Below are 26,624 nucleotides of genomic sequence, written 5' to 3' on the forward strand. Positions count from 1 at the left end.
CACCGCCCGGTCCAACCAACGACATCCGCCGTTGGCACCGAAGCCTCACCGTCCTCGGCGTGCGAGCAGTGCACTTCACCGATACGTACCTGCCCCGTCGAGACGGGGTGGTCAGCTCGATCCGCACCCTGGTGCGCGCGCTGGCCGACCGGGGACACCCCGGCCTCACCGTCGTGCCCCGGCACCCCGGCCAGGCCGGCGAACCCGACCTGATGCGCCTGCGGGCACTGCCCTGCGGCGTCGCCGACCTGCGGCTCTCGCCCTGGCTGCTGCACGGCGCCACCGCCACCGGCACCATCGCCGAGATCGCCGCCACCGCACCGGAGGTCGTGCACGTGCACACCCCCGGCCCGGTCGGGCTGCTCGGCGTACTCACCGCGCGGCGGCTCGGGCTGCCGCTGGTCCAGACGTACCACACCGACCTGCACGCGTACGTCGACGCGTACCGGGTGCCGACCGGGGCGCTGCGCGGGGCCGTCCGCCTGTACGCCCACCGGCTCGGCGTACCCCGGCCGGCGGTCGGGACGGAGGCGGACTCCGGGAGCGCCGAACAGGCCCGACACGACCCGGCCGCACTGCGCCGACGGGCCGCCCTCGACGCCACCAACCTGCTCCTGCTCGGCGGTGCCGACGCGGTCGTGGTGCCGACCAGGGCCGTGCTCGACCGGATCAGCCTGCCCGTTCCCGCCGACCGGGTCTTCCTGGTGCCGACCGGCGTCGCCGCCCGCCGCACCACCGCCGGCGAGGTCACCGCGTTCCGGGCCGAGCACGGCATCGCCGACACCGACAAGGTGATCCTCTTCGTCGGCCGGGTGAACCGGGAAAAGGGCGTCGACCTGCTCGTCAACGCCTTCGCGGCACTGCTCGGACGCTGCCCCCGCGCCCGGCTGGTGCTGGTCGGGGCGATCTACGAACCCCGCTGGCTGGCCGAACTGCTCCGCAGCGTCGGAGCCGAGGTCGCCGGCCGGATCAGCGTGATCGGGCAGCAACCGCCCTCGACCGTGGCAGCCGCGTACGGGGCCGCCGAGGTGCTCGCCTTCCCCTCCGGCACCGACACCCAGGCACTCGTCCTCCAGGAAGCGGCCCTGGCCGGTGTCCCCGCCGTACTCGTCGACCCGGTCCTGCACCGCCACGGACCGCTCGCCGGTGCCGCCGACTGCGCCGACCCGACCGCCACCGGTTTCGCCGCCGCCCTGCTCCGGCTCCTCGCCGACCCGGCCGCCGCCCGGCGACTCGGCGAACTCGCCGCCGACCGGGCCGCCGAACACACCCCCGAGCGGTACGCCGCCGCCATCTGCGACGTGTACCAGCACGCCGCCCGGAGGCAGGCGGAATGGGCAGGTCGACCCGGTCGGCCCCAACCGGTCGGGGCATTCGGTAGGTTGAGCGATCGTGGACGTACTCGTCGTTGATCATCCTGTCGCCCAGACGCGGCTCACCGCGATGCGCGATGCCCGTACCGACGCGGCGTCGTTCCGCGCCGCCCTACACGAACTGACCACCACCCTGGTGTACGAGGCCGCGCGCTCATTCCCGATCGTGCGGTACCCGATCCAGACCCCGGTCGCACAGACCGACGGCATCCGGCTGGCCAACCCGCCGCTGCTGGTACCCGTACTCCGGGCCGGCCTCGGGATGGCCGACGCGGCCCTCGCGCTGCTCCCCGAATCGTCCATGGGCTTCGTCGGGCTCGCCCGCGACGAGCACACCTTCGAGCCGCGCGCCTACATGGAGTCGCTGCCCCGCGACCTGGCCGGCCGCCCGGTCCTGGTGCTCGACCCGATGCTCGCCACCGGCGGCTCGCTCGAACACTGCTGCCGGCTGCTCGCCGAACGCGGCTGCACCGACATCACCGTCGTCTGCGTCCTCGCCGCCCCCGACGGCATCGCCCGCCTGGAACGCTCCGGCCTGCCCCTACGCCTGGTCACCGCCGCCATCGACGAGCAGCTCGACGACCGCAAGTTCATCGTCCCCGGCCTCGGCGACGCCGGCGACCGCCAGTTCGGAGGCATGCCCCGCTTCTAACCCCCCGCCCCCCTCCCCTCCCCTCCCCGCCCCCCGCCCCCGCCCGCTCCGCCCCGTCGATCTTGCAGTTGTGGTGCCTCAAAAGTCGGATTCGTGGCCTTTGTGAGGGACCACAACTGCAAGATCGACGGGAAGGGGGTGGGGCGGCGGGGTGGGGTGGGGGATGGCGCGGCGGGCGTGGTGGTGGAGAGGCGACCTGCGCGTCGGGGGGTGGACCGACTACCGTCTCGGGCCATGACTGGTGTTGCGCTGGCCGAAGAACTGCTGTTGCTCGCGTACGACGACGAGTCGGGCAAAGCGACCGGATCGCGAATCGGGCTCGACCTCGCGATGGCCGCCGGGGTCCTGGTGGACCTGGCGCTCGCCGGCCGGGTCGCGTACGCGCATGGTTCGATCGTGGTGAGCGACCCGTCGCCGACCGGGTACCCGATCACCGACGAGGTGTTGGGGCGGATGGCGGCGGACACCCCGCACACGCCGGCCTCGTGGGTGCAGCGGCTCCGGCACGGCCTGCGGGACCGGATCCTGGCCGACCTTGTCGCCCGGGGAGTTGTCCGGGACGTCGACGAGACCGCGCTCGGGCACATCCACGTGCACCGGTACCCGGTGGTGGACCCGACGCTGGAGGCGGAGATCCGGGGCCGGTTGGCGGTCGCGCTCACCGGCGACCAGGTGCCGGACGAGCGCACGGCCGCGCTGGCCGCCCTGGTCGGGGCGAGCCGGATGGAGCCGAGCCTGGGACTGTCCGGCCCGGCCCTGACGGACGCGCACCGGAGGTTGGCGGAGATCGCCGGTGGTGCCGGGTTCACCGGTGAGGTGAGCCTGGAGGATTCCACCATCCGCCCCTCGGTGGCACTGGTGATCGCCGCCCTGGCGAAGGCGATCACGGCCGCGCTGGGCGCGCCCCGCTGAGAGCCGACGGCTGACCCGAGCGCTCAGCGGGGTTGGAGCAGGCCGTTGCCGGTGGGACGGTTGGTCGCGCCGGGCTGGCCGGGGCGGGCGGTCGGCACCGGGCCGGCGACACCCACGCCCGGTTGGAGCAGGTGGGCGAGTTCGGTGGCCGTCTGCTGGGCGCGTTCCGCCTCGACCTCGGCGGTCACCTCCCACGGGGACCGGACCGGAAGGTAACCGGCCAGGAAACTCCGGGCCAGGACGTCCGCCCGGTCCCGGTCGACACCGGCCCCCGCGGTGCCGTCCAGGCTGATGATGTCCTGGTCCCGCCGTGCCAGCAGGTCGTTGAGGCGTACCGGGGTCTGCGGGTCGGTGGGGTCGGCGTGGAAGTGCCGGAGCTGGCCGGGCACCGCAGTGGCCCGCAGGTACGACCAGTGGTGGTGCAACGCCGAAGCCAGGCTGACATCTCCGGGGTGCCCGAACTGGTGGCGCCTCGTCTCGGCGAGTTCCTCCGAGACGGCGGCGCAGATCTCGGCGAGCATCGATCGGCGCAGGGCGTACGGGGCCTGTTTGAGCTGCTGGCTGATCACCCGCCCGAACCGGCGGTTGATGATCCGGCGGTTGTTCTTGGCGGCTGCGGTGGCCGGGGCGTCCGTGTACGCGGGTTCGCCGAGGTCGATCTGTGCCGACCGGGACGGGAAGAACCTGGTCAGGCCGTTGGGGTGGAAGAACGTGCCTGGTAGCACCGGCCGCCCGAGCAGGACGTTGCCGCCCAGGTAGAGGAAGTGTTCGGCGAGGCCGGGGATCAGGTGCAGGACCGACTCGATCGCGTACGGGTTGAAGGTGGGCAGGACGGCGTCGGCGGTGAACAGTTCCCGGTGGTCGACCACGGTCAGGCCGGGTTGACGTACGTCCAACCAGCGGGGGACCTGCCCGTCGGTGACCAGGTAGATGTGCCGTAGCCAGGGCGCGTACAGGTGCAGCGAGCGCAGCGAGTGGCGCAGGTCGTCCCGGTCGGGTCGGTGGGGTTCGTCGGCGGTCTGCGTACCGGTCGGTGCCTGCCGGTGCCGGGCCGCCTGGTAGCGCGAACGCCAGTGCGGGTCGGTGCCGTCGAACCAGGTGTAGACGGCGTCGATCGGGAAGGTGATCGCGTCCACGCCGACCCCCGCGAAGTCGGCCCTGACCGGGTAGCGGGCGTGGTAGCCGGCCGGCACGAACGGGTTCAGCGAGGCGCCCGGCACCCGTACGTTCGGCCGGTAGCTGGGCAGACTGCGGGAGAGCGCGTTCGGCCGGGGCGCGGTCAGGCGGCCGTCGTCGGCGTGCCAGAACTCCAGCTCACAGGCGTACGCGGCGCCGTAGGCGAGGTGCTCCCCGGTCCACAGCGGTCGGTAGACGAGGACGACGTCGGCCCGCCGGAGGCGGTGTGGGCGGCGGCCGGGGCGTGGGCGTACGACCCGCCGGTTGGGGCGTCCGACCAGGACACCGGGCAGGCCGGCGACCGCCCGGAGCGCTTCGGTGCGCTGACTCGCCGGCACGCCGACCCTGCTGCGCAGCCCCCGGTGGTGCGGGATGGCGAAGTGTTCGACCGAGGCGTCGGCGAGCGCGCCCAGGACCCGGTCGAGATTGCCCTGGTGCACGCTGAGCGGGGTGGCGTCGGGGTCGACGTCGGCGGCGACCCTGCGCCCGTCGAGGTGGACCCAGCGCCGGCCGGTGGCCCGCTCGGACCGGTCGTCGTACCACTGGCGCACGGTGACCGCGAGGGTTCCGCCCGGCCGACCCACCCAGCGGGCGAGTTGCACCTGGCGGTCGAAGGGCAGGCGCCGGTGCAGACGTCGTCGGAGGGCGGTCGGGATCAGTGCGTAACAGCGGCGTGCGAGCACACCTGCTGTAACGACTGGTCGCGAGCAAAGGTGGTGGGCCGGGCCGACCCCGGTCAGCCGATGCCGAGCGCCGTGGCGATCTCGGCCCGCAGCGTGACCAGGGCTTTGGTGGCGGACCGCCGGGCCAGCGTGACCGCTCCGGCGGGGTCCGCGTGCCCGTCCGGGCCGTCGGTCGGCGCCACCACCTCCAGGTACGCCTTCAGCTTCGGCTCGGTGCCGGAGGGCCGGATCACCACCCGCGCGGCGTCGGTCCGCAGGATCACCACGTCCGCCTCGGGCAGCAGGTCCTGCACCGAGGTCACCGGGGCATCGAGCAGGGTGGTCGGGGTGTCGGCCCGGATCCGGTCCATCGCGTCCCGGATCTCCCGCAGGTCGTCGACCCGGAGCGAGAGCTGGTCGGTCAGGTGCACCCCGAACTCGGCGGCGAGTTCGTCCAGCCGGTCGAGCAGCGTACGACCCTCGGCCTTGAGGTCGGCGGCGAGTTCGGCGACGGTCAGGGCGGCGGTGATGCCGTCCTTGTCGCGTACCAGGTCGGGGGCGACGCAGTAGCCGAGTGCCTCCTCGTAGCCGTAGACCAGCGGGGTGTTGCCGGACTCGGCCCGGACGATCCACTTGAACCCGGTCAGCGTCTCGTCGTACGGCAGGCCCCGAGCGGCACAGACGGCCCGCAGCAGTGAGGACGAGACGATCGTGGTGGCGTACAGGCCGGTGACGCCGCGTTGGATGAGCCGGTCGGCGAGGAGTATCCCGAGTTCGTCCCCGCGCAGCATGCGCCACTGCCGGTCGGGTCCGCGTACCGCGACCGCGCACCGGTCGGCGTCCGGGTCGTTGGCGATGGCCAGGTCCGCGTCGATCTTCTCGGCGAGGGCGAGCAGGAGGTCGGTGGCGCCCGGCTCCTCCGGGTTCGGGAACGCGACGGTGGGGAAGTCGGGGTCCGGTTCGGCCTGCTCGGCCACAACACCGGGTACGCCGAACCCGGCGCGGGCGAAGGCCGCGGTGAACACGGCTGCGCCGACACCGTGCAACGGGGTGTACGCCACCTTCAGCCCCCGTGGGCCGTCCGGTTCGAGGACCGCCGCCGCGGCACCCACGTACGCGGCGACGAGGTCGTCACCGAGCACCTCACCGGCCGGGCCGAGCGGCACCTCGTGCAGCGGGCCGACCGCGCGGATGGCGGCCTCGATCTCCGCGTCGGCCGGCGGCACGATCTGCGCCCCGGCGCCCCGGGGACCGCCCAGTTCGGCGCCGAGGTAGACCTTGTAGCCGTTGTCCTGCGGGGGGTTGTGGCTGGCGGTGACCATCACGCCGGCCGCCGCACCGAGCGCCCGTACGGCGTACGCGAGCACCGGGGTGGGCAGCGGTCGGGGGAGCAGGAACGCCGGCCGTCCGGCGCCGGTGGCGATCTGGGCGGTCCGTTCGGCGAACGTACGGGAGCCGTGGCGTGCGTCGTACCCGATCACCAGCGGTCCGGTGGCGGCGCGGGCGGCGAGCCAGCCGACCAGCCCGGCGGCGGCCTGGCTGACCACGGCGAGGTTCATCCCGTTCGGGCCGGCGCGCAGGGGGCCGCGCAGCCCGGCGGTGCCGAAGGTGAGCGGGCCGGCGAACCGGTCGGCCAGCTCGGCGGCGCTGCCCGGCAGTTGGTCGACCAGCGCCCGCAGCTCGTCCCGGGTGGCCGGGTCGGGGTCGTCGGCCAGCCAGGACTCGGCACGGGTACGCAGGTCGTCGGGGTCGTTCGGGTTCGCCGTCACCCGGTCTTGATAGCACGGCGGGGGACCCGGTCGGTGAGGGTCCCCCGGTCGGTGGGTCAGCCGATGCCGGTGATGGTGAAGCTGCGGACCATCTCGTCGAAGATCGGCTTGCTCTCCTGGAAGCGCGCGTCCGGGGTGGTGAGGTAGAACTCGTACGCCTTGCCGTCCTGGATGATCGCCCGCCAGATGCCGTGCCGCTTGGTGTCGCCCTCGCCGCAGGTGTATTCCAGTTCGCCGGCCGGCTTGCCGCCGATCTCGACGTCCTGGAGCGCGACCTGGGCGTACGGCTTGGTGCAGGACTTCGAGTCCGGCTTGGCGAGCTGGCCACCGGCGGCCTCGAGGAACTTGGTCGGAGTCGGGTTGCTGCTGGCCTTCTCGATCAGCACCCGGACCCGGCGACCGGCGTCGGCGGGGTCGGTGAAGTCGATGTAGACCGCGTTCTTGGGCGCGTTCTTCTTCCAGCCCTCCGGCACGTTGACCGACACGCCGCGTTCGGCGTGGGTCTGGACCGGGAACGTCGGCCCGGCCGGTGCGGTGGGGGTCGCCCCGGCCTGGGGTACCGGGGCGGCCGGATCCGAGTCGCCGCCGGACAGGGCGATGATGCCGATCACCAGGACCAGGACCACGCCGCCGGCCGCGGCGAGCTGCATCTTGCGGGGCCAGCCCTTGACCGTGGTGAGGGCGGTGTCGCCGAACCGGCGGGCGCCGGCCACGGCGTTGCCGAGGGCACCGTTACCGCCGGACCGGGAGCCGCCGTAGGTGCCGGTGCTGCCGCCGGGGGTGCCGTAGATCGCCGGCCCGGTCTCCTCCCAGCGCCCTCCGGCCGGCATGGCGCCGGTCGGGGTGCTGAGCGCGCCGCCGGCCTTGGTCTGGTCCCCGCCGCCGGCGTGGGCCCCCTGGCCGCCGGACTTGCGCAGCTGGGCCAGCCGGTCGGTCAGCGACTCGCCGGGTGCGAGCATCGCCGAGCCGCCGATCTGGCCGCTGGGCTGCGGGGTCGCGGGCGGGGTCGGCGGCTGCCACGGGGCCCGCTGGGCCGGCACCACCGAGTACGGGTCGGTCACGAAGTGCCCGGCGGCGGTGCTGGCCAGCGGGCCGGCGAGCAGTTCGCGAAGCATGTTGCGCGAGGTGTCCACGTCGAAGCGGCGGGACGGGTCCTTCTCCAGCAGACCCATCAGGACGTCGGTCAGCGGCCCGGACCGGCTCGGCGGTGCGGGCGGGTCCTCGACCACCGCGTGCATGGTCTCGATCGGGTCGCCCCGGTCGAACGGTGGGCGTCCCTCCACCGCCGTGTAGAGCGTGACGCCGAGCGAGAAGAGGTCGCTGGGCGGCCCGAAGTCGCTGCCCATGGCGCGTTCCGGGGAGATGAAGTGCGGTGAGCCGAGCACCATGCCGGGGGTGGTGAGCTGGACGTCGGTGGGCATCCGGGCCACCCCGAAGTCGGTCAGTACGCACCGGCCGTCGGAGGCGATCAGCACGTTCGCCGGTTTCACGTCCCGGTGAAGTACGCCGATCGCGTGGGCCACCTCCAGCGCGCCGAGCAGGGCGATGCCGATCTTGGCGACCGCGCGGGGGGCGAGCGGCCCGTCCTCGATCACCATGTCGGCGAGGCTGCGCGCGTCGAGCAGCTCCATCACGATCCAGGGCCGGCCGCCCTCGGTGACCACGTCGTAGACCTGCACCACGGCCGGGTGCTGCAGGGCGGCGGCCGCGCGGGCCTCCCGCAGGGTGCGTTCGTACATCGCGTCGCGGTCACTGGGGGCGAGCCCCGGTGGCAGCACGACCTCTTTGACGGCCACGTCGCGGCGGAGCAGGGTGTCGGCCGCGCGCCACACCGTGCCCATGCCGCCATGGCCGACCGCTGCCCGCAGCGAGTAACGACCGCCGATGGTGGCGCCGGGAGCTGCACGTCCGCTGGTGGGGCTGACTGGTCCGCCACTCCACGTCGGAATCTGAGTCACAGGAAAGGCCGCCGGGAAAAATCGAGGGGCATGGGACACATCCCCCCTATCTTGCGGGTTGTGGCACCGGTAGGGAAAGCCAACCCGGCGTGCCTTCTTCGGAACTCGTACATCCACATCAACTCACTCACTCAACGTACTCAATTCCGGACGCAGTGTATCTAATGACGCGACGAACCGTGGTTTGACGGACACGGTGTGCGTAAGGGGGTGAACGGGGTATGTCAGGGTCACGGTCGCGCTGCTCGCCATCGGGCGCGCCGGCCGTTCGAGGGCCGGGTGCCGGCGGCGAAAATTCCGGCAATTCGGGCGTGGTTGGTGCCGTCCGGATGGGGGTACGTGTCCGGCGCAACCGTCACGCGTTGTAGGAGGTGAGGGGGCCACATGCTGGCGTTTGAGGGCGACCCTCGGACCGGACCGAAGCTTTCCGAACGCTCCTACCAGGACATACGTGACGCTACGCGGTCCGATCACTACCAAATTGATGTTGCGCAGCGTCACCGTCGGAGGTCTAGGCTGTCCGAGTCCCATCCCATCCACAGTGATCGAGAATTCGACGTGACGAGTGCGTTGACGCTGCCGCCCGGCAGTCCGCTGGCGTCGCCCCCACCCGAGCTGCCGCCCGGCGCCATGCCCCTTCCGTACGAGCTCGACCGGATGCTGGCACTCCGGATGCCGGAGCTGGTGGCCACCCGGCGCTTCATCCACGCACACCCCGAGCTGTCCGGGCAGGAGTTCGGCACCGCCGCGCTGATCGTCCGCGAGCTCTCCGCCGCCGGTCTGGAGCCGCGACTGCTGCCGAAGGGGAACGGGGTCCTCTGCGACATCAACGGCCGGTCGAACGGTCCGGTGGTCGCCCTGCGGGCCGACATCGACGCGCTGCCGCTCACCGACATCAAGGACGTGGCCTACCGGTCCACCGTCGACGGTGTCTGCCACGCCTGCGGGCACGACGTACACGCCACGATCCTGCTGGGTACGGGCCTGCTGCTGGCCCGGCTCGCCGCCGAGGGCGGGCTCGACGGCCGGATCCGGCTGATCTTCCAGCCGGCGGAGGAGGCGTTCCCGTCCGGAGCGCCCGAGGTGATCGACGCGGGCGGGCTCGACGAGGTGTCGGCGATCTACGCCCTGCACTGCGCGCCACAGTTGCCCACCGGCGTGGTCGGCGTACGGACCGGGGCGATGACCGCGGCCTGCGACATGGTCGAGGTCACGGTCACCGGTACGGGTGGACACACCGCCCGCCCGCACCTGACCACCGACCTGGTGTACGCGCTCGGCCGGCTCATCGTCGACGTGCCCGGCCTGCTCAGCCGCCGGATGGACCCGCGTACGCCGTTGTCGATCGTCTGGGCCGCGGCCCACGCCGGTACCGCGTACAACACGATCCCGGCCGAGGGCGTGGTCCGGGGAACCATCCGCACGCTGAGCAAGGACGCCTGGCGGGAGGCTCCCGACCTGGTCCCCGAGCTGATCCGCGACGCGCTCACCGGCACCGGGGCGAAGGCCGACATCCGCTACAACCGCGGCTTTCCGCCGGTGATCAACGAACAGCGGGCCACCGAGACGATCGCCACCGCCGCCGGTCGCGCACTCGGCCCGGAACAGGTGCTGGAAGCCGCGGTCAGCATGGGCGGTGAGGATTTCTCGTTCTACCTGGAACACGTACCCGGGGCGATGTTCCGCCTCGGCACCGGCGGTCCCGGATCGGACCTGCACCACCCCGGTTTCGACGTGGACGAGCGGGCCATCGGGTACGGCGTCCGGGTCATGACGCACGCCGCCCTGGTGGCCTTCCCCGGCGTACGGCGACCGGCCCGGACCGACCAGGAATAGCGCGTGGGGCAAGCGGTCGGATCGCCGGTGGCACCGGGCGGCACGAGGCCTCCCGAGCCGACCGCTGACGGGTTGTGGGGCCCGTTCCGGTGAACCACATCCATCGTGTGCAACTCGCGCAGCTTCGCAGTGCGCCATCAGAACAGGAGGAACGGTCGTGCGCCAGAGCGTGATGACGGCCGAGCTCGACAGTACGGGCGGAGCTTCGCCATTCCTGCGGCACCAACGGGAACATCTCTGCGTCGACTGCGGACACGCCCATCTCGGCGGTCCCGCGTCCACGGCCGGCCCGCACCACCGCAAGCAGCGGTTCGGGGCCGGCACGATCGTCCGCAGTGCCCGGGGGCCGATCACCGAACTGCACATCGTCCCGCACGGTGGCACCGAACTCCCGGCCGACCTGATCGAGGAGACCGACCCGGAAAACTTCCAGTCGCTCGCCGAGCTGGTGCACCAGAACGTCGACCTGGGCACCGGGGCGATCTACCGACGGTTGGTCGACGATGTCCGGTCAGGGGCGGCCGAGGGTGTCGCCGTGGCCGGCTTCCACCTGTCCCGCCTGCTGATCGACGCGAACCGGGCCAGTCTGGAGGGCCAACTCCCCAACGACCCGTACGTGGGCAGCGCCGAGCTGTACCAGACGTACCTGCGTCGGCGGGGCCGGGACCTGCGGCACGAGGCGCTGCTGCCGTGGCTGGCCGCGGTGGACGAGGTGCTGGAGTCCATGGACAGCCGGGGCATCGTGTACCACCACCACACGTACGACGTGCTGTCGATGAGCCCCCGCCCGTGGGACCGGGGTGTCGCCGCGAAGCGACCCGCCTTCCAGCTCATCTGGAAGCGGCCGTCGTTGGACGGGGTGATCGACGACCGGGTACCCGATCCGGGGCTGGCCCCGCTGGCCGACGTCGAGGACGTACGGCGCCGGATCCGCGCCTTCCTGGAGCGGGAGATCGGGCTGAGCAACGGCAACGGCGACATCGACTACCCGCTGCTGCTGCCGGTGATGCCGTTCAAGGGGTCCCGGCGGGGTGATCCACCGAGCCTGCCGCAACACCTCGTGTACGACCTGCGCAAGGACATCCTGGCCACCGACGAGCAGATCCGGGCGTGGGTGCTCGACGGCCCCTGGCGGCTGGGCGGTGCCCGGCGCAACGGGGCGAGGCCGGGTGGCGACGGGGCCGTCTCCGCGTACTTCGGCTGACCCGTCCGCCGTCGGGTGACCGTGGTGGGTCACCCGACGGCGGCACCCCGGCTCAGTCGGTGCGGTCGGACGGAATTCCGGCCGGGGGCTCGTTGCGTGGCGCGGGCACCGGGGGTACCGGATGGCCCGCCGGTGCCGCCACCGGTGGACCCGCCCGCCCCCGACGGTCGCGCCGGACCAGCCAGATCACCACCCACGCCGGTACGCCGACCGCGATCAGCCACGGCAGCAGCGCGCCGAAGACGACCAGCACCACCCGTACCGTGCCGAGCAGCGCCTCCCAGCCGCCGCGCAGCCCGTCGAGGAAGCCGTCCGCCTTCTCTTCCTCCTCCTCCACCACGGCCTCGGGTCCGACCAGCCGTACGGTGATGGTGGAGAGTGCGGTCAGGTCGCCCAGCCGGCGCTGCCGGGCCTGGAGCGCGACCAGGTCGGCCTCCCGCTTGGCCAGCTCGCTCTCCAGCATCACCAGGTCGGTCAGGGACTTGGCCTGTGCCAGCAGCCGCCGCCCGCTCTCCACCCGGGCCTGCTGGGTGCTGATCCGCGCGGCCAGGTCGAGGGTTTCCTCGGTGACGTCCTCGGTCTTGATCTCACGCCGTTCCTGGCGGCCGAGCTCGGCCAGGGCGTCGACCACCGAGCCGAACCGGTCCGCCGGCACCCGCAGGGTCAGCGACGCCTCGGCGTCACCGGTGACGCTGGTCCGCTGGTCGCCGCCGACAAAACCGCCGGCACCGGTCGCGATCGTGACCGCGTCCGCGGCGGCCCGCTCGACCTCCTTGACCCGGACCGTCATCGAGCCGGTGTAGATGATCGACCGCTGGTCCACCCGCAGGTTCGTCGGCACCTCCGCGCCCGGCTTCGCCTCCGCGGCGCCGTCCTGCTGCAAGCCCGGTTCCCGGGCGGCGTCGGCCCCGGCCGGCTGTGCCGCGCCCGAGGTGTCCGCACTGTCACTCGACCCGGCGGTGCATCCCGTCAGGACCAGTACGGCGACCAGTCCCGCCGTGCCCAGGAGCCCGCCCCATCGTCCTCGCGTCCTATCGCGCATGAGTCCTCCGAATGTCATTTCCCCGTTGCGGGTGTTGCTCAGACGCGAGGCGGTCGCGCCCCGGTTCCGGCAGACTGCGCTGGGGGACATCACGATTCGGTTGTCGAGGAGTCACGATGCGGTGCACCGGTTACGAGCATCCGGTTATATCGTCCGAACTGGACGCCACAGGATGGTCCAGCCTCAGGTGAACCCGCTCGGAGCGCGGGACGGGGCCCATGTCCGTTGATCTCGTGGAGCGGCTCTACACCGCCCCACCGGACGGGTTTGTCGTCGCCCGTACCGAGGCGGTCGCCGCGGCGCGGGCAGCCGGCGACGAGGCCACCGCCCGGCAGATCGCCAAGCTGCGCAAGCCGACCGTCGCCGCCTGGATGGTGAACCTGCTCGCCATCCGCCGCCCCGACCTCGTCGCCGACCTCGTCGAACTGGCCGGTGAGCTGCGTACCGCCCAGCGGGAACTGCGCGGGCCGCAACTGCGCGAACTCTCCGCCCAGCGGCGCACCACGGTCTCCGCCCTGGTCGCGCAGGCGCGGGCGCTGGCGACCGAGGCCGACAGCCGGCTGGCGGCGGGCAAGCTGCCGCTGGCCGAGGTGGAGGCGACCCTTCAGGCCGCGCTCGCCGACCTCGACGTCGCCGAACAGGTACGGTCCGGCCGGCTGGTCCGGGCCGCCAGCTACGCCGGATTCGGCGAGGTCCCCCGACCACAGCTACGCCTGGTGGCCGGAGGACCGGAACTGTCACTGCCGGCACCGGGAACCCGCGCCGGCAAACCGTCGGCCGGCACTGGTGCCGGTGGCGGTCGCGGTGGCGGGGGAAAGGGGCAGGGCGGGGAACGGTCGGGTGCCGGGCGGGACGCAACCGAGCCGTCAGCGGCCGAGCGGGCCGCCGAACGGGCCGCCGAGAAGCGGGCGGCGGCAGAGCGGGCCAACCTGCGCCGGACGCTGGTCCGGGAGCTGGCGAACGCCCGTACCGAACAGCGGCGGGCGGAGACGGACCTGGACCGGGCCACGGCGGCGGAACGGGACGGCGCCGCCGCCCTGGCCGACGCGGAACGGGCCCTGGCCGAGGCGGAACGTCGGCGGGCCGGGGCTGAGCAGGAGGTCAGCCGACGCAAGCTGGCCCGGAAGACGGCCGAGCGAGCCGCAGCCGCCGCCCGGCGCCGCACCGGGGACGTCGAGGCGGCGGTCGAGGCGCTCGATGCCGAGTAGGGTGCCCGCAGACCGGGGGAACGAACAAGCTCGATCAACGGCCGACCGGCCGGTACGCCGATCGCGGGAAGGGTGACCAGTTGACCCCTGAACAGGCCGCCGCGGCGGCCGGACCGAGCATCACGGCACTGGTCGGCGCGTTCGGCGAAAGCCCGCAGACGCAGCACCGTGCCCGCGTGTTCGGCCTGTCCGGCTGGGCGTTCCAGGTCGCCGGGCGCGGCGGGGTGCTCGGTGACGTGGCCGCCGAGACAGTAGCCGCCACACTCGGTTTCCTCGCCCCGGACGCGGTCGCCGAGGGCTGGGAGGCCGCCCGCCGGGTGGCCCGGCCGACCGAGGTCGCGGCGAGCAACCTCGCCGAATGCTGCCGCTGGGGTACGGAACGCCTGCACGGGTTCCCCAAGCTGGACCGATTGGTCGAGTTGACCTCCCGGGTGGTCGAGGACGCCGACGCGACCGGGATGCCGCTGTTCGCGGCCTGGCGGGCGGTGCCGCCCCCGGTCCACGACCCGGCAGGCCGGATGGCGGTGCTGCTGTACCTGCTGCGGGAGCACTACAGCGCCGCCCACCTGATCGCCGTACGGGTCGCCGGGCTGACCCCGCTGGAGGCGGTCCTGGCCGGGCCGGACGGCGAGGCGGGCGCGCTGGCCAACGGCTGGCAGCCGCCGTACCCGCAGGTCGCTCCGCTGATCCGGCGCCGGCTCTGGGCGGACGCGGTCACCGACAAGCTCGCCGCGACCGGGTTCCGCAACCTGCGCGGCTCCGAACGGATCGAACTGGTCGACCTGCTCGGCAGCCTGCGTACCGGCCTGACCTGACCCGTCGGTCTTCCCGTGTGGCCGGGGGTCAGGTGGTGGCGGTGCCGGTCGGGCGGGCCCGCAGTTCGGCGACGTAGTCGTCCGGGGCGCCGGCCTTCTCGGCCGCGTTGGCGATCTCGGAGAGGTACCAGGCGGTGGGCAGGCCGCCCTCGTACCCGGCGAAGACGTAGACCCAGGCGGTCACCTCGCCGTCCAGGGTCACCACCCGTACGTGCAGCTTGCGATAGGTCTCCGCGATCACCCCCTCGACCTCGTCGAGTTGGGCCGCATCCCAGGGATGCACATCGTAGATCGCGACGAAGACGCGATCGCCGGGAGATTCGACGATGGTGGTGACCGCACCCTCCCAACCGATCACCCCCTCACCGGCGAAGGTGAGGCGCCAGCCTTCCAGCCAGCCGGTGCCGATCATGGGCGAATGCGGACAGTAGGCACGCATCCGGGCAGGATCGAGGTTTGAGCCGTACGCGGCGTAGTGACGCACGGCGATGACGATAGCCCGGCGGACGGGTGGTGGAGAATACGACCGTGCGTGTCGGACGGGTTGGGGAGAAGAAAGTCACTGTGAGCGTCAACGAAGGGCAAGTTCTGTGAGCCGTATCGTGATCATCGGCGGGGGGCCGGCCGGTTACGAGGCCGCGCTGGTAGCGGCCCAGTTGGACGCGGACGTCACCGTCATCGAGGCCGAGGGGGCCGGCGGGGCCTGCGTGCTCTCCGACTGCGTCCCGTCCAAGACCTTCATCGCCAGCTCGGACGTGGTCACCGGGTACCGGGACACGGAGGAGTTCGGGGTGCACTCGGACGGTCTGGAGGCGGTCACGGTCGACGCCGAGGCCGTGTACGGGCGGGTCAAGCGCCTCGCGCTGGCCCAGTCGGCAGACATCCACGCCAAACTCATCAAAGCGGGCGTCACCTTCATCGCCGGTCGGGCCCGGCTCGGTGAGGACACGCTCGGTCACACCCACCGGGTGCTCGTCACCCCGACCGGTGGTGACTCCGAGTACCCGGTTGACGCCTCTACCGTACTGATCGCCACCGGGGCCACGCCCCGGGTGCTGCCGACCGCCGTACCGGACGGGGAACGGATCCTCACCTGGCGGCAGGTGTACGACCTGGACGAACTCCCCGAGGACCTCATCGTGATCGGGTCCGGGGTGACCGGGGCCGAGTTCGCCAGCGCCTACCTGGCGATGGGGGTCCGGGTGACCCTCGTCTCCAGCCGGGACCGGGTGATGCCGCACGAGGACGCCGACGCCGCCGCCGCGATCGAGCAGGTGTTCCGGGCCCGGGGCATGACCATCCTGAACAACTCCCGCGCCAACGGCGTACGGCGTACCGCCGACGGGGTCGAGGTGGAACTCTCCGACGGTCGTACGATCACCGGCTCGCACGCCCTGATGGCGGTCGGCTCGATCCCCGACACCGCCACCCTCGGCCTGCCCGAGTACGGCGTAGCGGTCTCCCCGGGCGGGTACGTCACCACCGACCGGGTGTCCCGGACGAACGTTCCGGGCATCTACGCCGCCGGGGACTGCACCGGGGTCCTGCCGCTGGCGAGCGTCGCCGCGATGCAGGGCCGGATCGCGATGTGGCACGCGCTCGGCGAGGCCGTCCAGCCGCTGCGGCTGCGTACGGTCGCGGCGAACGTCTTCACCGATCCGGAGTTGGCCACCGTCGGGGTGTCGCAGGACGAGGTGGACTCCGGGCGTACCCCGGCCCGGCAGGTGATGCTGCCGCTGGCCGGCAACGCGCGCGCCAAGATGGCCGACCTCTCCGACGGCTTCGTGAAGCTGTTCTGCCGGCCGGCCAGCGGGCAGGTGATCGGCGGTGTGGTGGTCTCACCGAAGGCCAGCGAGCTGATCCTGCCGATCACGCTCGCGGTGGAGAACAACCTGACCGTGGACCAGTTGGCCCACACGATCACGATCTACCCGTCGCTGTCCGGCTCGGTCACCGAGGCGGCGCGTCAGCTGATGCTGCACGGCTCGGAGTGATCCCGGAGGCTGCCAGCGCCGGCTCCGGCGTTGGCAGCTCCGTCGGGGTCCGCCCGGTGGTCAGGGTCAGCGCCCAGCCGGCGGCGGCGAAGCCGGCCGCGGCCACCAGGGCCACCGTCGCCAGCCGCCACACCGAGTCGGTGAGCGCGGCGCCGCCGAGGTGGCCGACCAGGGCGCCGTACGCGGCCCAGCCGAGCGCGGCCAGCGCGTCGTAGACGAGGAAGCGCTTGTACGGGTAACGGACCCGACCGGCGTTGAAGCAGGCGATCATGCGTCCGCCGGGTACGAAGCGGCAGAGCAGGATGACCAGTGGTCCGGGTTGCCGCAGTGCGCGGGTGAAGCGTCCGGCGGCCTGCCGGGACCGGGAGCTGTTCGCCCGCTCGCCCTGCTCGTCGGCGTTCCCGGCCCGGCTCCGTGCGCTGCGCCAGCCGCTGAGCAGCCGTCCCGCCCCGGTCCGGCCGAGCAGGTAACAGGCGGTGTCGCCGCAGAACACACCGAGCGTGCCGACGCCGATGGTGAGCGCCAGGTTCAGGTTGCCGTAGATGGTCAGGGCACCGCCGGTGATCATCACTACCTGGGTCGGTACCACCGGCACGAAGGCGTCCACGACGAGGAGGCCGAACAGCGCCAGGTACGCCGACGTGGGGGACGCGACGTTGGTGAGAAGTTCGAGCACTCGGGTCACCTCGACGCGATCGGCCGCCATGGTCTCCGTCGAGCCTGAACCGGCGCTCTCCGCCGCTGCACACAGGCCCGACCAGTGGTGATACCGGCCACGCTACGGCCATCGGCCGCGGAACGGGGTGTGATATTGCCGGTGTCGCGCCCGTGGCGTTCGTGTTGCGCCTGGGTGCGGTTCGCGGGACCCCGGCAAACCGGGCTGTCGGCGTACCGTGGGTAGGGCGCGACCCGCCACCTCAGGTCCCCCCGTTCCTGACGGTTACGGCTAGCCATCGGGCCGCCGGCGGGTCCCGCGCCGGCGGCCCACCACTGTGCTTCGGGCGCCGGTCGGACCGGTCAGGTCACCGGCTGGGTCACCGGTTGGGCGTCGTTGCCCGGTGCCGAGGCCAGCCAGGGCAGGAACCGACGCAGCCACTGGTCCACGCCCGGAACGGCCAGGATCCGGGTGATCACGCCGGCCACGACGATGAGCTGGGCAACCGCCGGTACGGTGTCCAGCCCGGCGGTCGCCGCCACGGTGGGAACCAGGGACAGGGCCCCGACGAGGGCGGCGAGGATGGTCCGGGCGGTGGCCCGCCAGGGGTGCCGGGTCTGGGTGGTGGTGGGGGTCATGGGGTGCCTCCAGGGGTCTGCGGGGTTCGGTGGGGCTGCCATTGATCGCGAAGCAGCGGGCTGTGGAGTCCGACTACTCCGGATGCCACTGCATTGCGGTGGTCCGGCCCAGCTGATCAGGGTGGATATCCTGCTCAACCAATTTGAGGTGGGGTAGGTGCGCATATGTCGGGAACCTGATTGATCGATACCTATTGGGTCAAGGTTGCGGTGTTTGTCGATGGGAGGGGCAGCTCAGGCAAGGTCGTGATGCCGACAGAAGGTTGGACTTCGTGCCACCGCGCGTCCCTTGCTTCAACTCCTGTTGGGAGAGTTCGAACGTCTTGGTTGCGGGCTGGCGACCTCGGTCGATGTTGACGAACGTGAATAATCATCGATTCTTCTTCACGTTGTGCGAGGAAGTGAATTCGTCGCATTCGGCGATGGTCTTGTAGTTCCCCGCATATCGTCAGCCTCGTGGCTATTGGATTCGGGAGTGACCCTTCCTACGATGGAGGCGACCAACCAGGTACCACCCCTCGCCAACCTGGAAGGCGCCAGATCATGACTAATCCCGCCGTTATAGAAAGTCCCGACGTCGAAGTGGTTCCGCTGACGAACTCCGAGTGGCATGAGGCCACCGAACGGGGTCTGCGTCGCCTCGGTCTGACCTACGACCAACTGGCCGCTGAGGCTGAGAGCCGGGACTTCTCCTCGAACGAGGCAAGGAAGCTGTGGATGGCAATCGGTGGCCGGCGCCCCTGACCTAGGGACGCAGGCGCGCAAGTTCGCCGAGACGCTGTCGGAGTTGCTCAACCGCACCGTCTGCGACAATGCAAAGGTCGTGGCGGTGCTGCATGCGAACGAGGAAGTGGTCGTGGGTACCCTCCTCAATCGTCAAGAGCTTCTTAGCGAACCCGTGCGCATGCGTTCCCGTGCCCGTTTCTCAAGGATCTGGCTCGATCTGAGCTGCAGGTTGTTTCTGAACGAAGAGGGCTACCTCACCGTCCGGACCTCCTACTGCGGTATCTACCTGGGCCCGGAGCATGAACACACGCTTCTGCACTACGACTACGAGCGAGACAAGGAGATCTACACCGAGGCTCATGTGCAGGTCGATGCCCGCCATGAGTCGCTGGAACAGCTTCTGCGTGAGTTGGGCCTGCGAGACAGACTCCGCAAGCTCCATCTACCGGTCGGTGGCCGGCGGTTTCGACCGGCGCTCGAGGATCTGCTGGAGTGTCTGATCGTCGAGGGCCTGGTCGAGCCGAAGGGCGGCTGGCAGAAGGTGTTGAACGAGGAGCGCGAGGTCTTCCGCCGTAAGCAGGTGGCGGCAGTGGTTCGCTCGCACCCGGATACCGCGATCGAGACGCTCGAACGCCTCGGCTACGAGGTCACCGAACCTGGACATGTATCCGCAGTAAGGGCAAAGCTCAACAAGCTGAAGCCTCGGCGGTCGCGGTAGGGATCTCCGCCCGCATCGTGGCGCTGACCTGCTTCCCCGGCAGGTAAGGGCGAACTGTCGAGTTCCGTCGTTACGTGGGCGCAACGAGATCGGCGTAGCGTCAGGACATGGCGGACTTGTTCGAGGACTACCGCCTCGGCCCTGGATGGGACGAGATGTTCGGCGAGCCGGGCATGCCGCGGGAAACGTACGAGGCGTTGCACGCCACCCTGCAACCGCTGTCCAGCGTCGAGCTGGGCATCCGGGCCGAGGTGCTGGCCAGGGCGTTCCTCGACCAGGGCATCACGTTCGCGCTCAAGGGCATCGAGCGGCCGTTCCCGCTCGACATCGTGCCGAGGATCATCGCCGCCGACCAGTGGCGGGTGGTCGAGGCCGGGGTGGCGCAGCGGGTCCGCACCCTGGAGGCGTTCCTCGCAGACATCTACGGTGCCGGCCAGGTGCTCGCCGACGGGGTGGTGCCGCGCCGGATCGTGGTGACCAGCGCGCATTTCCACCGCGAGGTCGCCGGGGTCAACCCACACAACGGCGTACGCATCCACGTCGCCGGGGTCGACCTGGTCCGCGACGAGCAGGGCACGTTCCGGGTGCTGGAGGACAACGTACGGGTTCCGTCCGGGGTCAGTTACGTGATGGAGAACCGGCGGGCGATGGCTCACGTACTGCCCGAGGTTTTCGCCGCCACCCGGATCCAGCCGGTCGAGTCGTACCCCGGGCAGTTGTTGCGGGCCCTGCGCGCCGCGGCCCCGGTCGGTGTCAGCGAGCCCACGGTGGTGGTCCTCACCCCCGGCGTGCACAACTCCGCCTACTTCGAGCACGCCCTGCTCGCCCGCGAGATGGGCGTCGAGCTGGTCGAGGGTCGGGACCTGGTCTGTGTGGGTAACGAGGTAGCCATGCGGACCACCGCGGGTGAACAACGCGTCGACGTCATCTACCGGCGGATCGACGACGACTTCCTCGACCCGGTGCACTTCCGGGCCGACTCGGTGATCGGCGTGGCCGGGCTGCTCAACGCCGCGCGGGCCGGTCGGGTCACCATCGCCAACGCGGTCGGCAACGGCGTAGCCGACGACAAGCTGCTCTACACGTACGTGCCCGAGCTGATCCGCTACTACCTGGACGAGGAGCCGATCCTGCCCAACGTGGAGACCTACCGGCTGGAGGAACCGGACGTGCTCGACCACGTCCTGGACCGGCTCGACGAGTTGGTGCTCAAGCCGGTCGACGGCTCCGGGGGCGCCGGCATCGTGATCGGCTCCCAGGCGAGCGACGAGGAACTGGCCCTGCTCGCCGAGAAGGTACGGCACGACCCGCGTGGCTGGATCGCCCAGCGCGAGGTCGCCCTGTCCATGGTGCCGACCCTGGTCGGCAACCGGCTGCGGGCCCGGCACGTGGACCTGCGACCGTTCGCGGTCAACGACGGCGAACGGGTCACCGTCCTGCCCGGCGGGCTGACCCGGGTGGCGCTGCCGGAGGGCGCGCTGGTGGTCAACTCCAGCCAGGGCGGGGGGTCGAAGGACACCTGGGTGCTCGCCGAGGCGCCGGTCGCCGCGATCACGGTCGGCGGCCCGGTCGAAACACCGCCGCCGGTCTACCTCGCCCCCGACGAACCCGCCGGCGCGGGTACGCCCACCGGCACCAGCCTGCCGGCACCGCGCAGCCCCGACCCCGGCCCGGACTCCGGTCCGGTCGCCGTCCAGCAGCAACAGCAGCAACAGTCCGCCCGGATCGACGGGGCACCGGCATGCTGAGCCGGATCGCGGAGTCGCTCTACTGGATCGGCCGGTACGTCGAGCGGGCCGAGGACACCGCCCGCATCCTCGACGTACACCTGCACCGGATGCTCGCCGACCCGTGGGCCGACGAGGAGACCGCCTGCCGTTCACTGCTCGCCGTGATGGGCGTACCCCCACCGGAGCAGCCGGTCTCCGCCGCCCGGGTGGTCGGCCTGCTCGGGCTGGACGAGAGCAGCCACAGCTCGGTGGTGGGTGCCCTCGCCGCTGCCCGGGAGAACGCGCGCGGGGCCAGGGAGACCATCTCCGCCGACATGTGGGAGGGGCTCAACGCCACCTGGCACGGCCTGCCCGACGCCCGTCGCCGGGTCGAGCAGCAGGGCGTACACGCCTTCTTCCGCTGGGTACGCGAACGCTGCGCCCTGCTCGCCGGGCTCGCCGACGCCACCATGAGCCGGGACGAGGGCTGGCTGTTCATGGTCCTCGGGCGCAGCGTGGAACGGGTCGACATGACCGCCCGGCTGCTCTCCACCCACGTGCGCGCCGGCGGCAGCATCCCGTCCTGGCTGACCCTGCTGCGTTCGTGCGGCGCCTGGGAGACGTTCCTGCGCACCTACCGTGGCTCGCTCGACGACCGGTACGCCGCCGAGTTCCTCCTGCTCGACCGCCTCTTCCCACGCTCGGTCTTTGCCGCCCTGTCGGCCGCCGAGGCGTGCCTGACCGACCTCGAACCGACCGGTGGGCCCGGCGGCCAGCCGGGTCGGGTCGGTGTCGCCACCGAGGCGCAGCGGATCGTGGGTCGGGCCAGGACCAACCTCGAATTCCGGGGCGCGGAGGAACTCCTGGCCGACTTCCCGAGCGTGCTGGCCAGCCTCGAACGCACCTGTTCACAGGTGAACGAGGCGGTCTCGCGCCGCTACTTCCGCCAGACCTCGGCGGTCCTGTGGGTCCCGGAGGCAGTGGCATGACGGGCTCGTGTGTGGGTGGCAACGGCCCGGAGGCAACGGCGTGAGCGTCAACAGTTGGCGATTGAAGATCATCCACCGGACCGGGTTCAGTTACGCCGGCAAGGTCGCGTCCTCGTACAACGAGGCTCGGATGTCGCCCCGCAACGAGACCCGCCAGGCGGTGCTCGACGCCCGGGTGGAGGTGTGGCCGTCCGCCAGGACCTACCGGTACGAGGACTACTGGGGCACCTCGGTCACCGCGTTCGACGTACACAGCCCGCACGAGGCGCTGCGGGTCACCGCCGCGTCGACGGTGGAGACCCTGCCCGCCGGTGACCTGCTCCCGCCCACCGGCGGGGCGAGCTGGGCCGACCTGGCCCGGCCCGAACACGTCGACCGGTGGCACGAACTGCTGCTGCCGACCCCGCGTACCGCCCTGGACGAGGAACTGACCGCGCTGGCCGAGATCGCCCGCGCCGGTCACCCCACCCCGCACGCCACCGCGCTGGCACTCTGCGAACAGATCCGCGACGAGGTGACGTACACGGCCGGGGCGACCGGCGTACAGACCGACGCGGTGCAGGCCTGGCGCCAGCGCAAGGGCGTCTGCCAGGACATCAGCCACCTGCTGGTGGGACTGCTGCGGTCGGCCGGCATCCCGTCCCGCTACGTCTCCGGCTACCTGCACCCGTCGCCGTCGGCGAGCATCGGGGAGAGCGTCGTGGGGCAGAGCCACGCCTGGGTGGAGTGGTGGGTCGGCCGGTGGACCGGCTTCGACCCCACCAACGGCATCCCGATCGGCGAGCGGCACGTCGTGGTCGGCCGGGGCCGGGAGTACGGCGACGTACCGCCGCTCAAGGGCGTCTACTCCGGTCCGAAGAACACCGGCCAGGGCGTGGAGGTCACCATCACCCGGCTGCGGTGAGGGCAAATATGGGTGCGGTGGGTGCCGAGGGCGGCGTAACCTCCCCGGCATGCAGCATTTCGTGGCAGTGACGACGACGCCGGGACACCCCGGCGTGCCGCGCTGACGCGAATTTCTCACCGTCAACCAACGGCCCCGGGGCGAACCGCTCCGGGGCTGCTTCGTACTCCGGACCGGTCCGCTCCGACCGGTCCACTCGATTGACACGGGTGGCCGGGCTCAGGGTCGTACCCGAGTCAGGAGCATGGACATGGTCGACCACCGCAGGTTGGGCCGCGAACTGGAGCTGTTCCACGCCGACCCCCTCTCCGGCGCGGGCCTGCCGATCTGGCTACCGGCCGGCGCCGCCGCCCGGCACGCAGTCGAGGAGTACGTCCGCGAGCTGGAGCGGCGAGCCGGCTACCAGCACGTCTACTCGCCCCCGATGGGCAAACGGGAGCTGTTCGAACGATCGGGACACCTCGGCTACTTCGCCGACGACATGTTCCCGCCGATGCGCCTCTCCGACGACGACGAGTTCGTCCTCCGGCCGGCGCTCTGCCCGCACCACTGCCTGGTCTTCGCCGCCCGCGGCCGGTCGTACCGCGAGTTGCCGCTGCGCGTCGGTGAGCTGGGCGGGATGTACCGACCGGAGCGGTCCGGGGTGCTCGGCGGCCTGAGCCGGGTACGCGCGATCTGGCTCAACGACGCGCACAACTTCTGCGCCCTGGAGCAGGTCGGGGACGAGGTCGCCGAGATACTCGGACTGATCCGGACCGCGCACGCCGCGCTCGGCGTACGCCCGGCCGGGTTCCGGCTGTCGCTGCGCGGACCCGGCGAGAAGTACGTCGGCGACGACGACGTGTGGGAGCGGGCGGAGAACCTGCTCCGGGAGGCGCTCGACGCGGCCGGGCAACCGTACGTCGAGGCGGCCGGGGAGGCGGCGTTCTACGGGCCGAAGATCGACATCCAGATCCAGGATCCGGCCGGGCGGGAGTCGACCCTCTCCACCATCCAGCTCGACTTCGACAAGGCGGAGAAGTTCGACCTGTCCTACATGGACTCCAACGGTCGGCCCCGTCGACCGGTGATCGTGCACCGGAGCCTGATCGGCAGCATGGAGCGGCTGTTCGCGTACCTGATCGAGGTGCACGAGGGGGCGTTTCCCGCCTGGTACGCCCCGGTGCAACTGGAGGTGCTCCCGATCGGTCCGGAGCAGTACGACGTCGCGGCGGCCCTCACCCGTACCGCCGTGCAGGCGGGCCTGCGGGCGGAACTCGCCCCCGACGGGTCGCTGGGCGCCCGCGTACGCGCCTCGGCTCGCCGCCGGGTCCCGTACGCCGCCGTGATCGGCCCCCGCGAGGCAGCGGAGGGACTGGTCTCGTTGCGCCTCCGCGACGGCCAAGCCCTCGACCCCATCCCGGCGCCCGAAGCCCTCACCCTCATCACCACCGCCGTCTCCACCCACTCCCCCCACCTCCTCCCCACCTAGCCCTCCCCGCCGCCCCTCCCCGCTGGCGATCTTGCAGTTGTGGCGCCCGAATCGCGGCACTCGTCGTGGTTTGTGAACGACCACAAGTGCAAGATCGCCGGGCGACCCGGGTGGGGGGTGGGGGGATCTTGTCGGTAACTAGATAGGGTTGGGGGGTGAGTGGGGAAACAGTGGCGGGGCGGCCTTATCACCATGGTGACCTGCAGCGGGTGTTGCTGGAGGCGGCGGTCGCGGCGATCGAGGAGTCGGGGCCGACGGCGCTGAGTCTGCGGGCCCTGGCTCGGCGGGCGGGGGTCTCGCATGCGGCGCCCACCCACCACTTCGGCGACAAGGCCGGCCTGCTGACCGTGCTGGCCACCCAGGGCTTCCACCTGCTCGCCGACAACCTCGGCAGGGTACGCAACGAGACCGGCAGCCTGCTCGAGATCGGTGTCGGTTACGTCCGGTTCGCCGTCGAGCACCGGGCGCACTTCGAGGTCATGTTCCGTCCCGAGCTCTACCGCCCGGACGATCCATTACTGGTCGCCGCCAAGCAGCGGTCCACCGACGAGCTGCAGGCCGGAGTGGCGACGCTGGACGAGTCACCGGGCGACGAACGCGATCCCCGGCTCGCCGGGCTGGCCGCCTGGTCGATGGTGCACGGCTTCGCCACGCTCTGGCTCAGCGGGGCACTCCCGCCCGAGGTCGGCGACGACCCGACGACCGTCAGCCGAGCCGTGATCCAGGGCCTGTTCCGCGTCGGTTGACACCGCGCGGCGGACCTCGTCACCAACCCGCCGGAAGGGCCATCCCCTCGGTGTAGCCGGCGGCGCTCTGCACCCCGATCAGCGCGTTCGCCGAGAACTCGGCCAGGTTCCTGGCGCCGGTGTACGTGCAGGCGCTGCGTACCCCGGCGATGATCTCGTCGATCAGGTCCTCGACACCGGGGCGGGACGGGTCGAGGAACATCCGGGCGGTGGAGATGCCCTCCTCGAAGACCGCCTTCCGGGCCCGGTCGAACGGGCTGTCCTCGGCCGTACGGGCGCTCACCGCACGTGCCGACGCCATGCCGAAGCTCTCCTTGTAACGCCGGCCGTCCGGATCCGAGTACAGGTCACCGGGGGATTCGTAGGTGCCGGCGAACCAGGAACCGATCATCACGTTCGAGGCGCCGGCGGCGAGTGCCAGGGCTACGTCGCGCGGGTGCCGTACGCCGCCGTCGGCCCAGACGTGCCGGCCCAGTTCGGCGGCGGCACCGGCGCAGTCGAGTACGGCGGAGAACTGCGGCCGGCCCACCCCGGTCATCATCCGGGTGGTGCACATCGCGCCCGGACCGACGCCGACCTTGACGATGTCCGCACCGGCGTCGACCAGGTCGCGTACGCCGTCGGCGGTGACCACGTTGCCGGCGACCAGGGGAACCGCCGGGTCGAGCGCCTGTACCGCCCGCAGGGCCGAGATCATCCGTTCCTGGTGCCCGTGCGCGGTGTCCACGACCAGCGTGTCGACGCCCGCTTCGAGCAGCGCCGCCGCCTTGCCGGCCACGTCACCGTTGATCCCGATCGCCGCCGCCACCCGGAGCCGGCCCTTGCCGTCCAGCGCCGGACGGTACAGGGTGGCCCGCAGCGCTGCCTGCCGGGTCAGGACCCCGACCAGCCGCCCCTCGACGTCGACCACCGGGGCGAGTCGTCGCCGTCCCTGGGACAGCCGGTCGAACCCCGTACGCGGATCGGCCTCCGCCGGCACCGTGTGCAGTTCGGTCGACATCACGTGACGTACCTGGGTGAACCGGTCCACGCCCTCGGTGTCGGCCTCGGTGACCACCCCGAGCGGGCGGTTCTCCTCGTCGACCACCACGAGCCCACCGTGCGAGCGCTTCGGCAGCAGGTGGATCGCGTCCCCGACGGTGTCGGTCGGGCCGAGCGTGATCGCGGTGTCGTGCACCAGGTGGCGTTGCTTCACCCAGCCGACGACCTCGGTCACCACCTCGACCGGGATGTCCTGCGGCAGTACGGCGATCGCACCGCGCCGGGCGACCGTCTCGGCCATCCGCCGACCCGCCACCGCGGTCATGTTGGCGACCACGATCGGGATCGTGGTGCCGGTGCCGTCGGAGGTGCCCAGGTCGACGTCGAGCCGGGACGCCAGGTCCGACCGGACCGGGGCCATGAACACGTCGTTGTACGTCAGGTCGTGCGCGGAGGCCGCGCCGGAGAGAAACCGCACCCGATCAT

General features: G+C 71.7%; 22 protein-coding genes. 14 read left to right on the forward strand and 8 right to left on the reverse strand.

Translation table 11 applies throughout. The features are described from left to right. The first annotated feature begins 59 nt into the window (after nucleotides 1-59). From ACWEFB_RS25820 to ACWEFB_RS25830, 3 genes are all read left to right on the forward strand, one after another. Entirely contained in the window at nucleotides 60-1,412 is a 1,353-nt protein-coding gene (locus ACWEFB_RS25820) for a glycosyltransferase (protein WP_452289383.1), read from the forward strand. Beyond that, the gene (gene upp / locus ACWEFB_RS25825) at nucleotides 1,393-2,025 is read left to right on the forward strand and encodes a uracil phosphoribosyltransferase (RefSeq protein ID WP_326562539.1); all 633 of its coding nucleotides are present in this window, start codon (nucleotides 1,393-1,395) and stop codon (nucleotides 2,023-2,025) included. The genes ACWEFB_RS25820 and upp overlap by 20 nt, the downstream gene beginning before the upstream one ends. Before the next feature lie 234 nt (nucleotides 2,026-2,259). Next, nucleotides 2,260-2,937, forward strand: coding sequence for a GOLPH3/VPS74 family protein (locus tag ACWEFB_RS25830; RefSeq protein WP_452289385.1), 678 nt, complete (start codon nucleotides 2,260-2,262; stop codon nucleotides 2,935-2,937). A gap of 23 nt (nucleotides 2,938-2,960) precedes the next feature. Here the strand turns inward: ACWEFB_RS25830 and ACWEFB_RS25835 are convergent, their stop codons facing one another. Genes ACWEFB_RS25835 through ACWEFB_RS25845 form a run of 3 tightly spaced genes read right to left on the reverse strand, consistent with a single transcriptional unit; the run spans nucleotide 2,961 to nucleotide 8,502 of the window. Beyond that, entirely contained in the window at nucleotides 2,961-4,796 is a 1,836-nt protein-coding gene (locus ACWEFB_RS25835; protein WP_452289386.1) for a stealth conserved region 3 domain-containing protein, read from the reverse strand. A 53-nt stretch (nucleotides 4,797-4,849) separates the two neighbouring features. After that, nucleotides 4,850-6,544 (reverse strand): phospho-sugar mutase, encoded by a 1,695-nt coding sequence (locus ACWEFB_RS25840; protein WP_452289388.1) that lies wholly within the window; start codon nucleotides 6,542-6,544, stop codon nucleotides 4,850-4,852. Between the two features lie 56 nt (nucleotides 6,545-6,600). Beyond that, the gene (locus ACWEFB_RS25845) at nucleotides 6,601-8,502 is read right to left on the reverse strand and encodes a protein kinase domain-containing protein (protein WP_452289390.1); all 1,902 of its coding nucleotides are present in this window, start codon (nucleotides 8,500-8,502) and stop codon (nucleotides 6,601-6,603) included. A gap of 384 nt (nucleotides 8,503-8,886) precedes the next feature. Between ACWEFB_RS25845 and ACWEFB_RS25850 the strand changes: the two genes are divergently transcribed. Next, nucleotides 8,887-10,338, forward strand: coding sequence for an amidohydrolase (locus ACWEFB_RS25850; protein WP_452289392.1), 1,452 nt, complete (start codon nucleotides 8,887-8,889; stop codon nucleotides 10,336-10,338). 157 nt (nucleotides 10,339-10,495) lie between these two features. Continuing rightward, nucleotides 10,496-11,542 (forward strand): hypothetical protein, encoded by a 1,047-nt coding sequence (locus tag ACWEFB_RS25855; protein WP_452289394.1) that lies wholly within the window; start codon nucleotides 10,496-10,498, stop codon nucleotides 11,540-11,542. Nucleotides 11,543-11,594: 52 nt separating this feature from the next. Here ACWEFB_RS25855 and ACWEFB_RS25860 read toward each other — a convergent pair whose 3' ends face one another. After that, entirely contained in the window at nucleotides 11,595-12,584 is a 990-nt protein-coding gene (locus ACWEFB_RS25860) for a DUF4349 domain-containing protein (RefSeq protein ID WP_452289396.1), read from the reverse strand. 218 nt (nucleotides 12,585-12,802) lie between these two features. On the opposite strand from ACWEFB_RS25860, the gene ACWEFB_RS25865 reads away from it, so the two are divergent. Further along, on the forward strand, nucleotides 12,803-13,792 hold the full coding sequence (locus ACWEFB_RS25865; protein ID WP_452289398.1) for a hypothetical protein: 990 nt from the start codon (nucleotides 12,803-12,805) through the stop codon (nucleotides 13,790-13,792). Between the two features lie 80 nt (nucleotides 13,793-13,872). Then, nucleotides 13,873-14,607, forward strand: a complete 735-nt coding sequence (locus ACWEFB_RS25870) for an SCO6745 family protein (RefSeq protein WP_452289400.1) — start codon at nucleotides 13,873-13,875, stop codon at nucleotides 14,605-14,607. Between the two features lie 28 nt (nucleotides 14,608-14,635). On the opposite strand, the gene ACWEFB_RS25875 is transcribed toward ACWEFB_RS25870, so the two are convergent. Beyond that, nucleotides 14,636-15,091: a gamma-glutamylcyclotransferase family protein gene (locus ACWEFB_RS25875; protein WP_326562550.1), complete on the reverse strand. Its 456-nt coding sequence runs from the start codon at nucleotides 15,089-15,091 to the stop codon at nucleotides 14,636-14,638. Nucleotides 15,092-15,197: 106 nt separating this feature from the next. Here ACWEFB_RS25875 and ACWEFB_RS25880 point away from each other — a divergent pair, with 106 nt between their 5' ends. Then, complete coding sequence (locus ACWEFB_RS25880) at nucleotides 15,198-16,601, forward strand: NAD(P)H-quinone dehydrogenase (RefSeq protein WP_452289403.1); 1,404 nt, start codon at nucleotides 15,198-15,200, stop codon at nucleotides 16,599-16,601. Here the strand turns inward: ACWEFB_RS25880 and ACWEFB_RS25885 are convergent. Then, on the reverse strand, nucleotides 16,558-17,307 hold the full coding sequence (locus tag ACWEFB_RS25885) for a DedA family protein (RefSeq protein ID WP_452289405.1): 750 nt from the start codon (nucleotides 17,305-17,307) through the stop codon (nucleotides 16,558-16,560). The genes ACWEFB_RS25880 and ACWEFB_RS25885 overlap by 44 nt on opposite strands. Before the next feature lie 311 nt (nucleotides 17,308-17,618). Continuing rightward, on the reverse strand, nucleotides 17,619-17,894 hold the full coding sequence (locus tag ACWEFB_RS25890; protein WP_326562553.1) for a hypothetical protein: 276 nt from the start codon (nucleotides 17,892-17,894) through the stop codon (nucleotides 17,619-17,621). A gap of 727 nt (nucleotides 17,895-18,621) precedes the next feature. Between ACWEFB_RS25890 and ACWEFB_RS25895 the strand changes: the two genes are divergently transcribed. The 6 genes from ACWEFB_RS25895 (at nucleotide 18,622) to ACWEFB_RS25920 (ending at nucleotide 25,157) form a co-directional block, all read left to right on the forward strand. Beyond that, the gene (locus ACWEFB_RS25895) at nucleotides 18,622-19,338 is read left to right on the forward strand and encodes a hypothetical protein (protein WP_452289407.1); all 717 of its coding nucleotides are present in this window, start codon (nucleotides 18,622-18,624) and stop codon (nucleotides 19,336-19,338) included. 107 nt (nucleotides 19,339-19,445) lie between these two features. Beyond that, complete coding sequence (locus ACWEFB_RS25900; protein ID WP_452289409.1) at nucleotides 19,446-21,086, forward strand: circularly permuted type 2 ATP-grasp protein; 1,641 nt, start codon at nucleotides 19,446-19,448, stop codon at nucleotides 21,084-21,086. Further along, complete coding sequence (locus tag ACWEFB_RS25905) at nucleotides 21,080-22,036, forward strand: alpha-E domain-containing protein (protein WP_363602412.1); 957 nt, start codon at nucleotides 21,080-21,082, stop codon at nucleotides 22,034-22,036. The genes ACWEFB_RS25900 and ACWEFB_RS25905 overlap by 7 nt, the downstream gene beginning before the upstream one ends. 40 nt (nucleotides 22,037-22,076) lie before the next feature. Next, the gene (locus ACWEFB_RS25910; RefSeq protein ID WP_452289412.1) at nucleotides 22,077-22,940 is read left to right on the forward strand and encodes a transglutaminase family protein; all 864 of its coding nucleotides are present in this window, start codon (nucleotides 22,077-22,079) and stop codon (nucleotides 22,938-22,940) included. A gap of 250 nt (nucleotides 22,941-23,190) precedes the next feature. Next, a complete protein-coding gene (gene thrS, locus ACWEFB_RS25915) occupies nucleotides 23,191-24,411 on the forward strand; it encodes a threonine--tRNA ligase (protein ID WP_452289414.1) in 1,221 nt (406 codons plus the stop codon). Between the two features lie 155 nt (nucleotides 24,412-24,566). Continuing rightward, nucleotides 24,567-25,157: a TetR/AcrR family transcriptional regulator gene (locus ACWEFB_RS25920; RefSeq protein WP_452289416.1), complete on the forward strand. Its 591-nt coding sequence runs from the start codon at nucleotides 24,567-24,569 to the stop codon at nucleotides 25,155-25,157. 19 nt (nucleotides 25,158-25,176) lie between these two features. On the opposite strand, the gene ACWEFB_RS25925 is transcribed toward ACWEFB_RS25920, so the two are convergent. Continuing rightward, complete coding sequence (locus tag ACWEFB_RS25925) at nucleotides 25,177-26,616, reverse strand: GuaB1 family IMP dehydrogenase-related protein (protein ID WP_452289418.1); 1,440 nt, start codon at nucleotides 26,614-26,616, stop codon at nucleotides 25,177-25,179. Nucleotides 26,617-26,624: the final 8 nt, after the last annotated feature.

Source organism: Micromonospora sp. NPDC004704, from assembly GCF_053601675.1.

Coding starts and splice junctions, on each gene's coding strand:
- ACWEFB_RS25865 (WP_452289398.1), top strand. CDS start 12,803: ATGTCCGTTGATCTCGTGGAGCGGCTCTACACCGCCCCACCGGACGGG.
- ACWEFB_RS25850 (WP_452289392.1), top strand. CDS start 8,887: ATGCTGGCGTTTGAGGGCGACCCTCGGACCGGACCGAAGCTTTCCGAA.
- thrS (WP_452289414.1), top strand. CDS start 23,191: ATGGTCGACCACCGCAGGTTGGGCCGCGAACTGGAGCTGTTCCACGCC.
- ACWEFB_RS25905 (WP_363602412.1), top strand. CDS start 21,080: ATGCTGAGCCGGATCGCGGAGTCGCTCTACTGGATCGGCCGGTACGTC.
- ACWEFB_RS25890 (WP_326562553.1), bottom strand. CDS start 17,894: ATGACCCCCACCACCACCCAGACCCGGCACCCCTGGCGGGCCACCGCC.
- ACWEFB_RS25830 (WP_452289385.1), top strand. CDS start 2,260: ATGACTGGTGTTGCGCTGGCCGAAGAACTGCTGTTGCTCGCGTACGAC.
- ACWEFB_RS25885 (WP_452289405.1), bottom strand. CDS start 17,307: ATGGCGGCCGATCGCGTCGAGGTGACCCGAGTGCTCGAACTTCTCACC.
- ACWEFB_RS25860 (WP_452289396.1), bottom strand. CDS start 12,584: ATGCGCGATAGGACGCGAGGACGATGGGGCGGGCTCCTGGGCACGGCG.
- ACWEFB_RS25900 (WP_452289409.1), top strand. CDS start 19,446: ATGGCGGACTTGTTCGAGGACTACCGCCTCGGCCCTGGATGGGACGAG.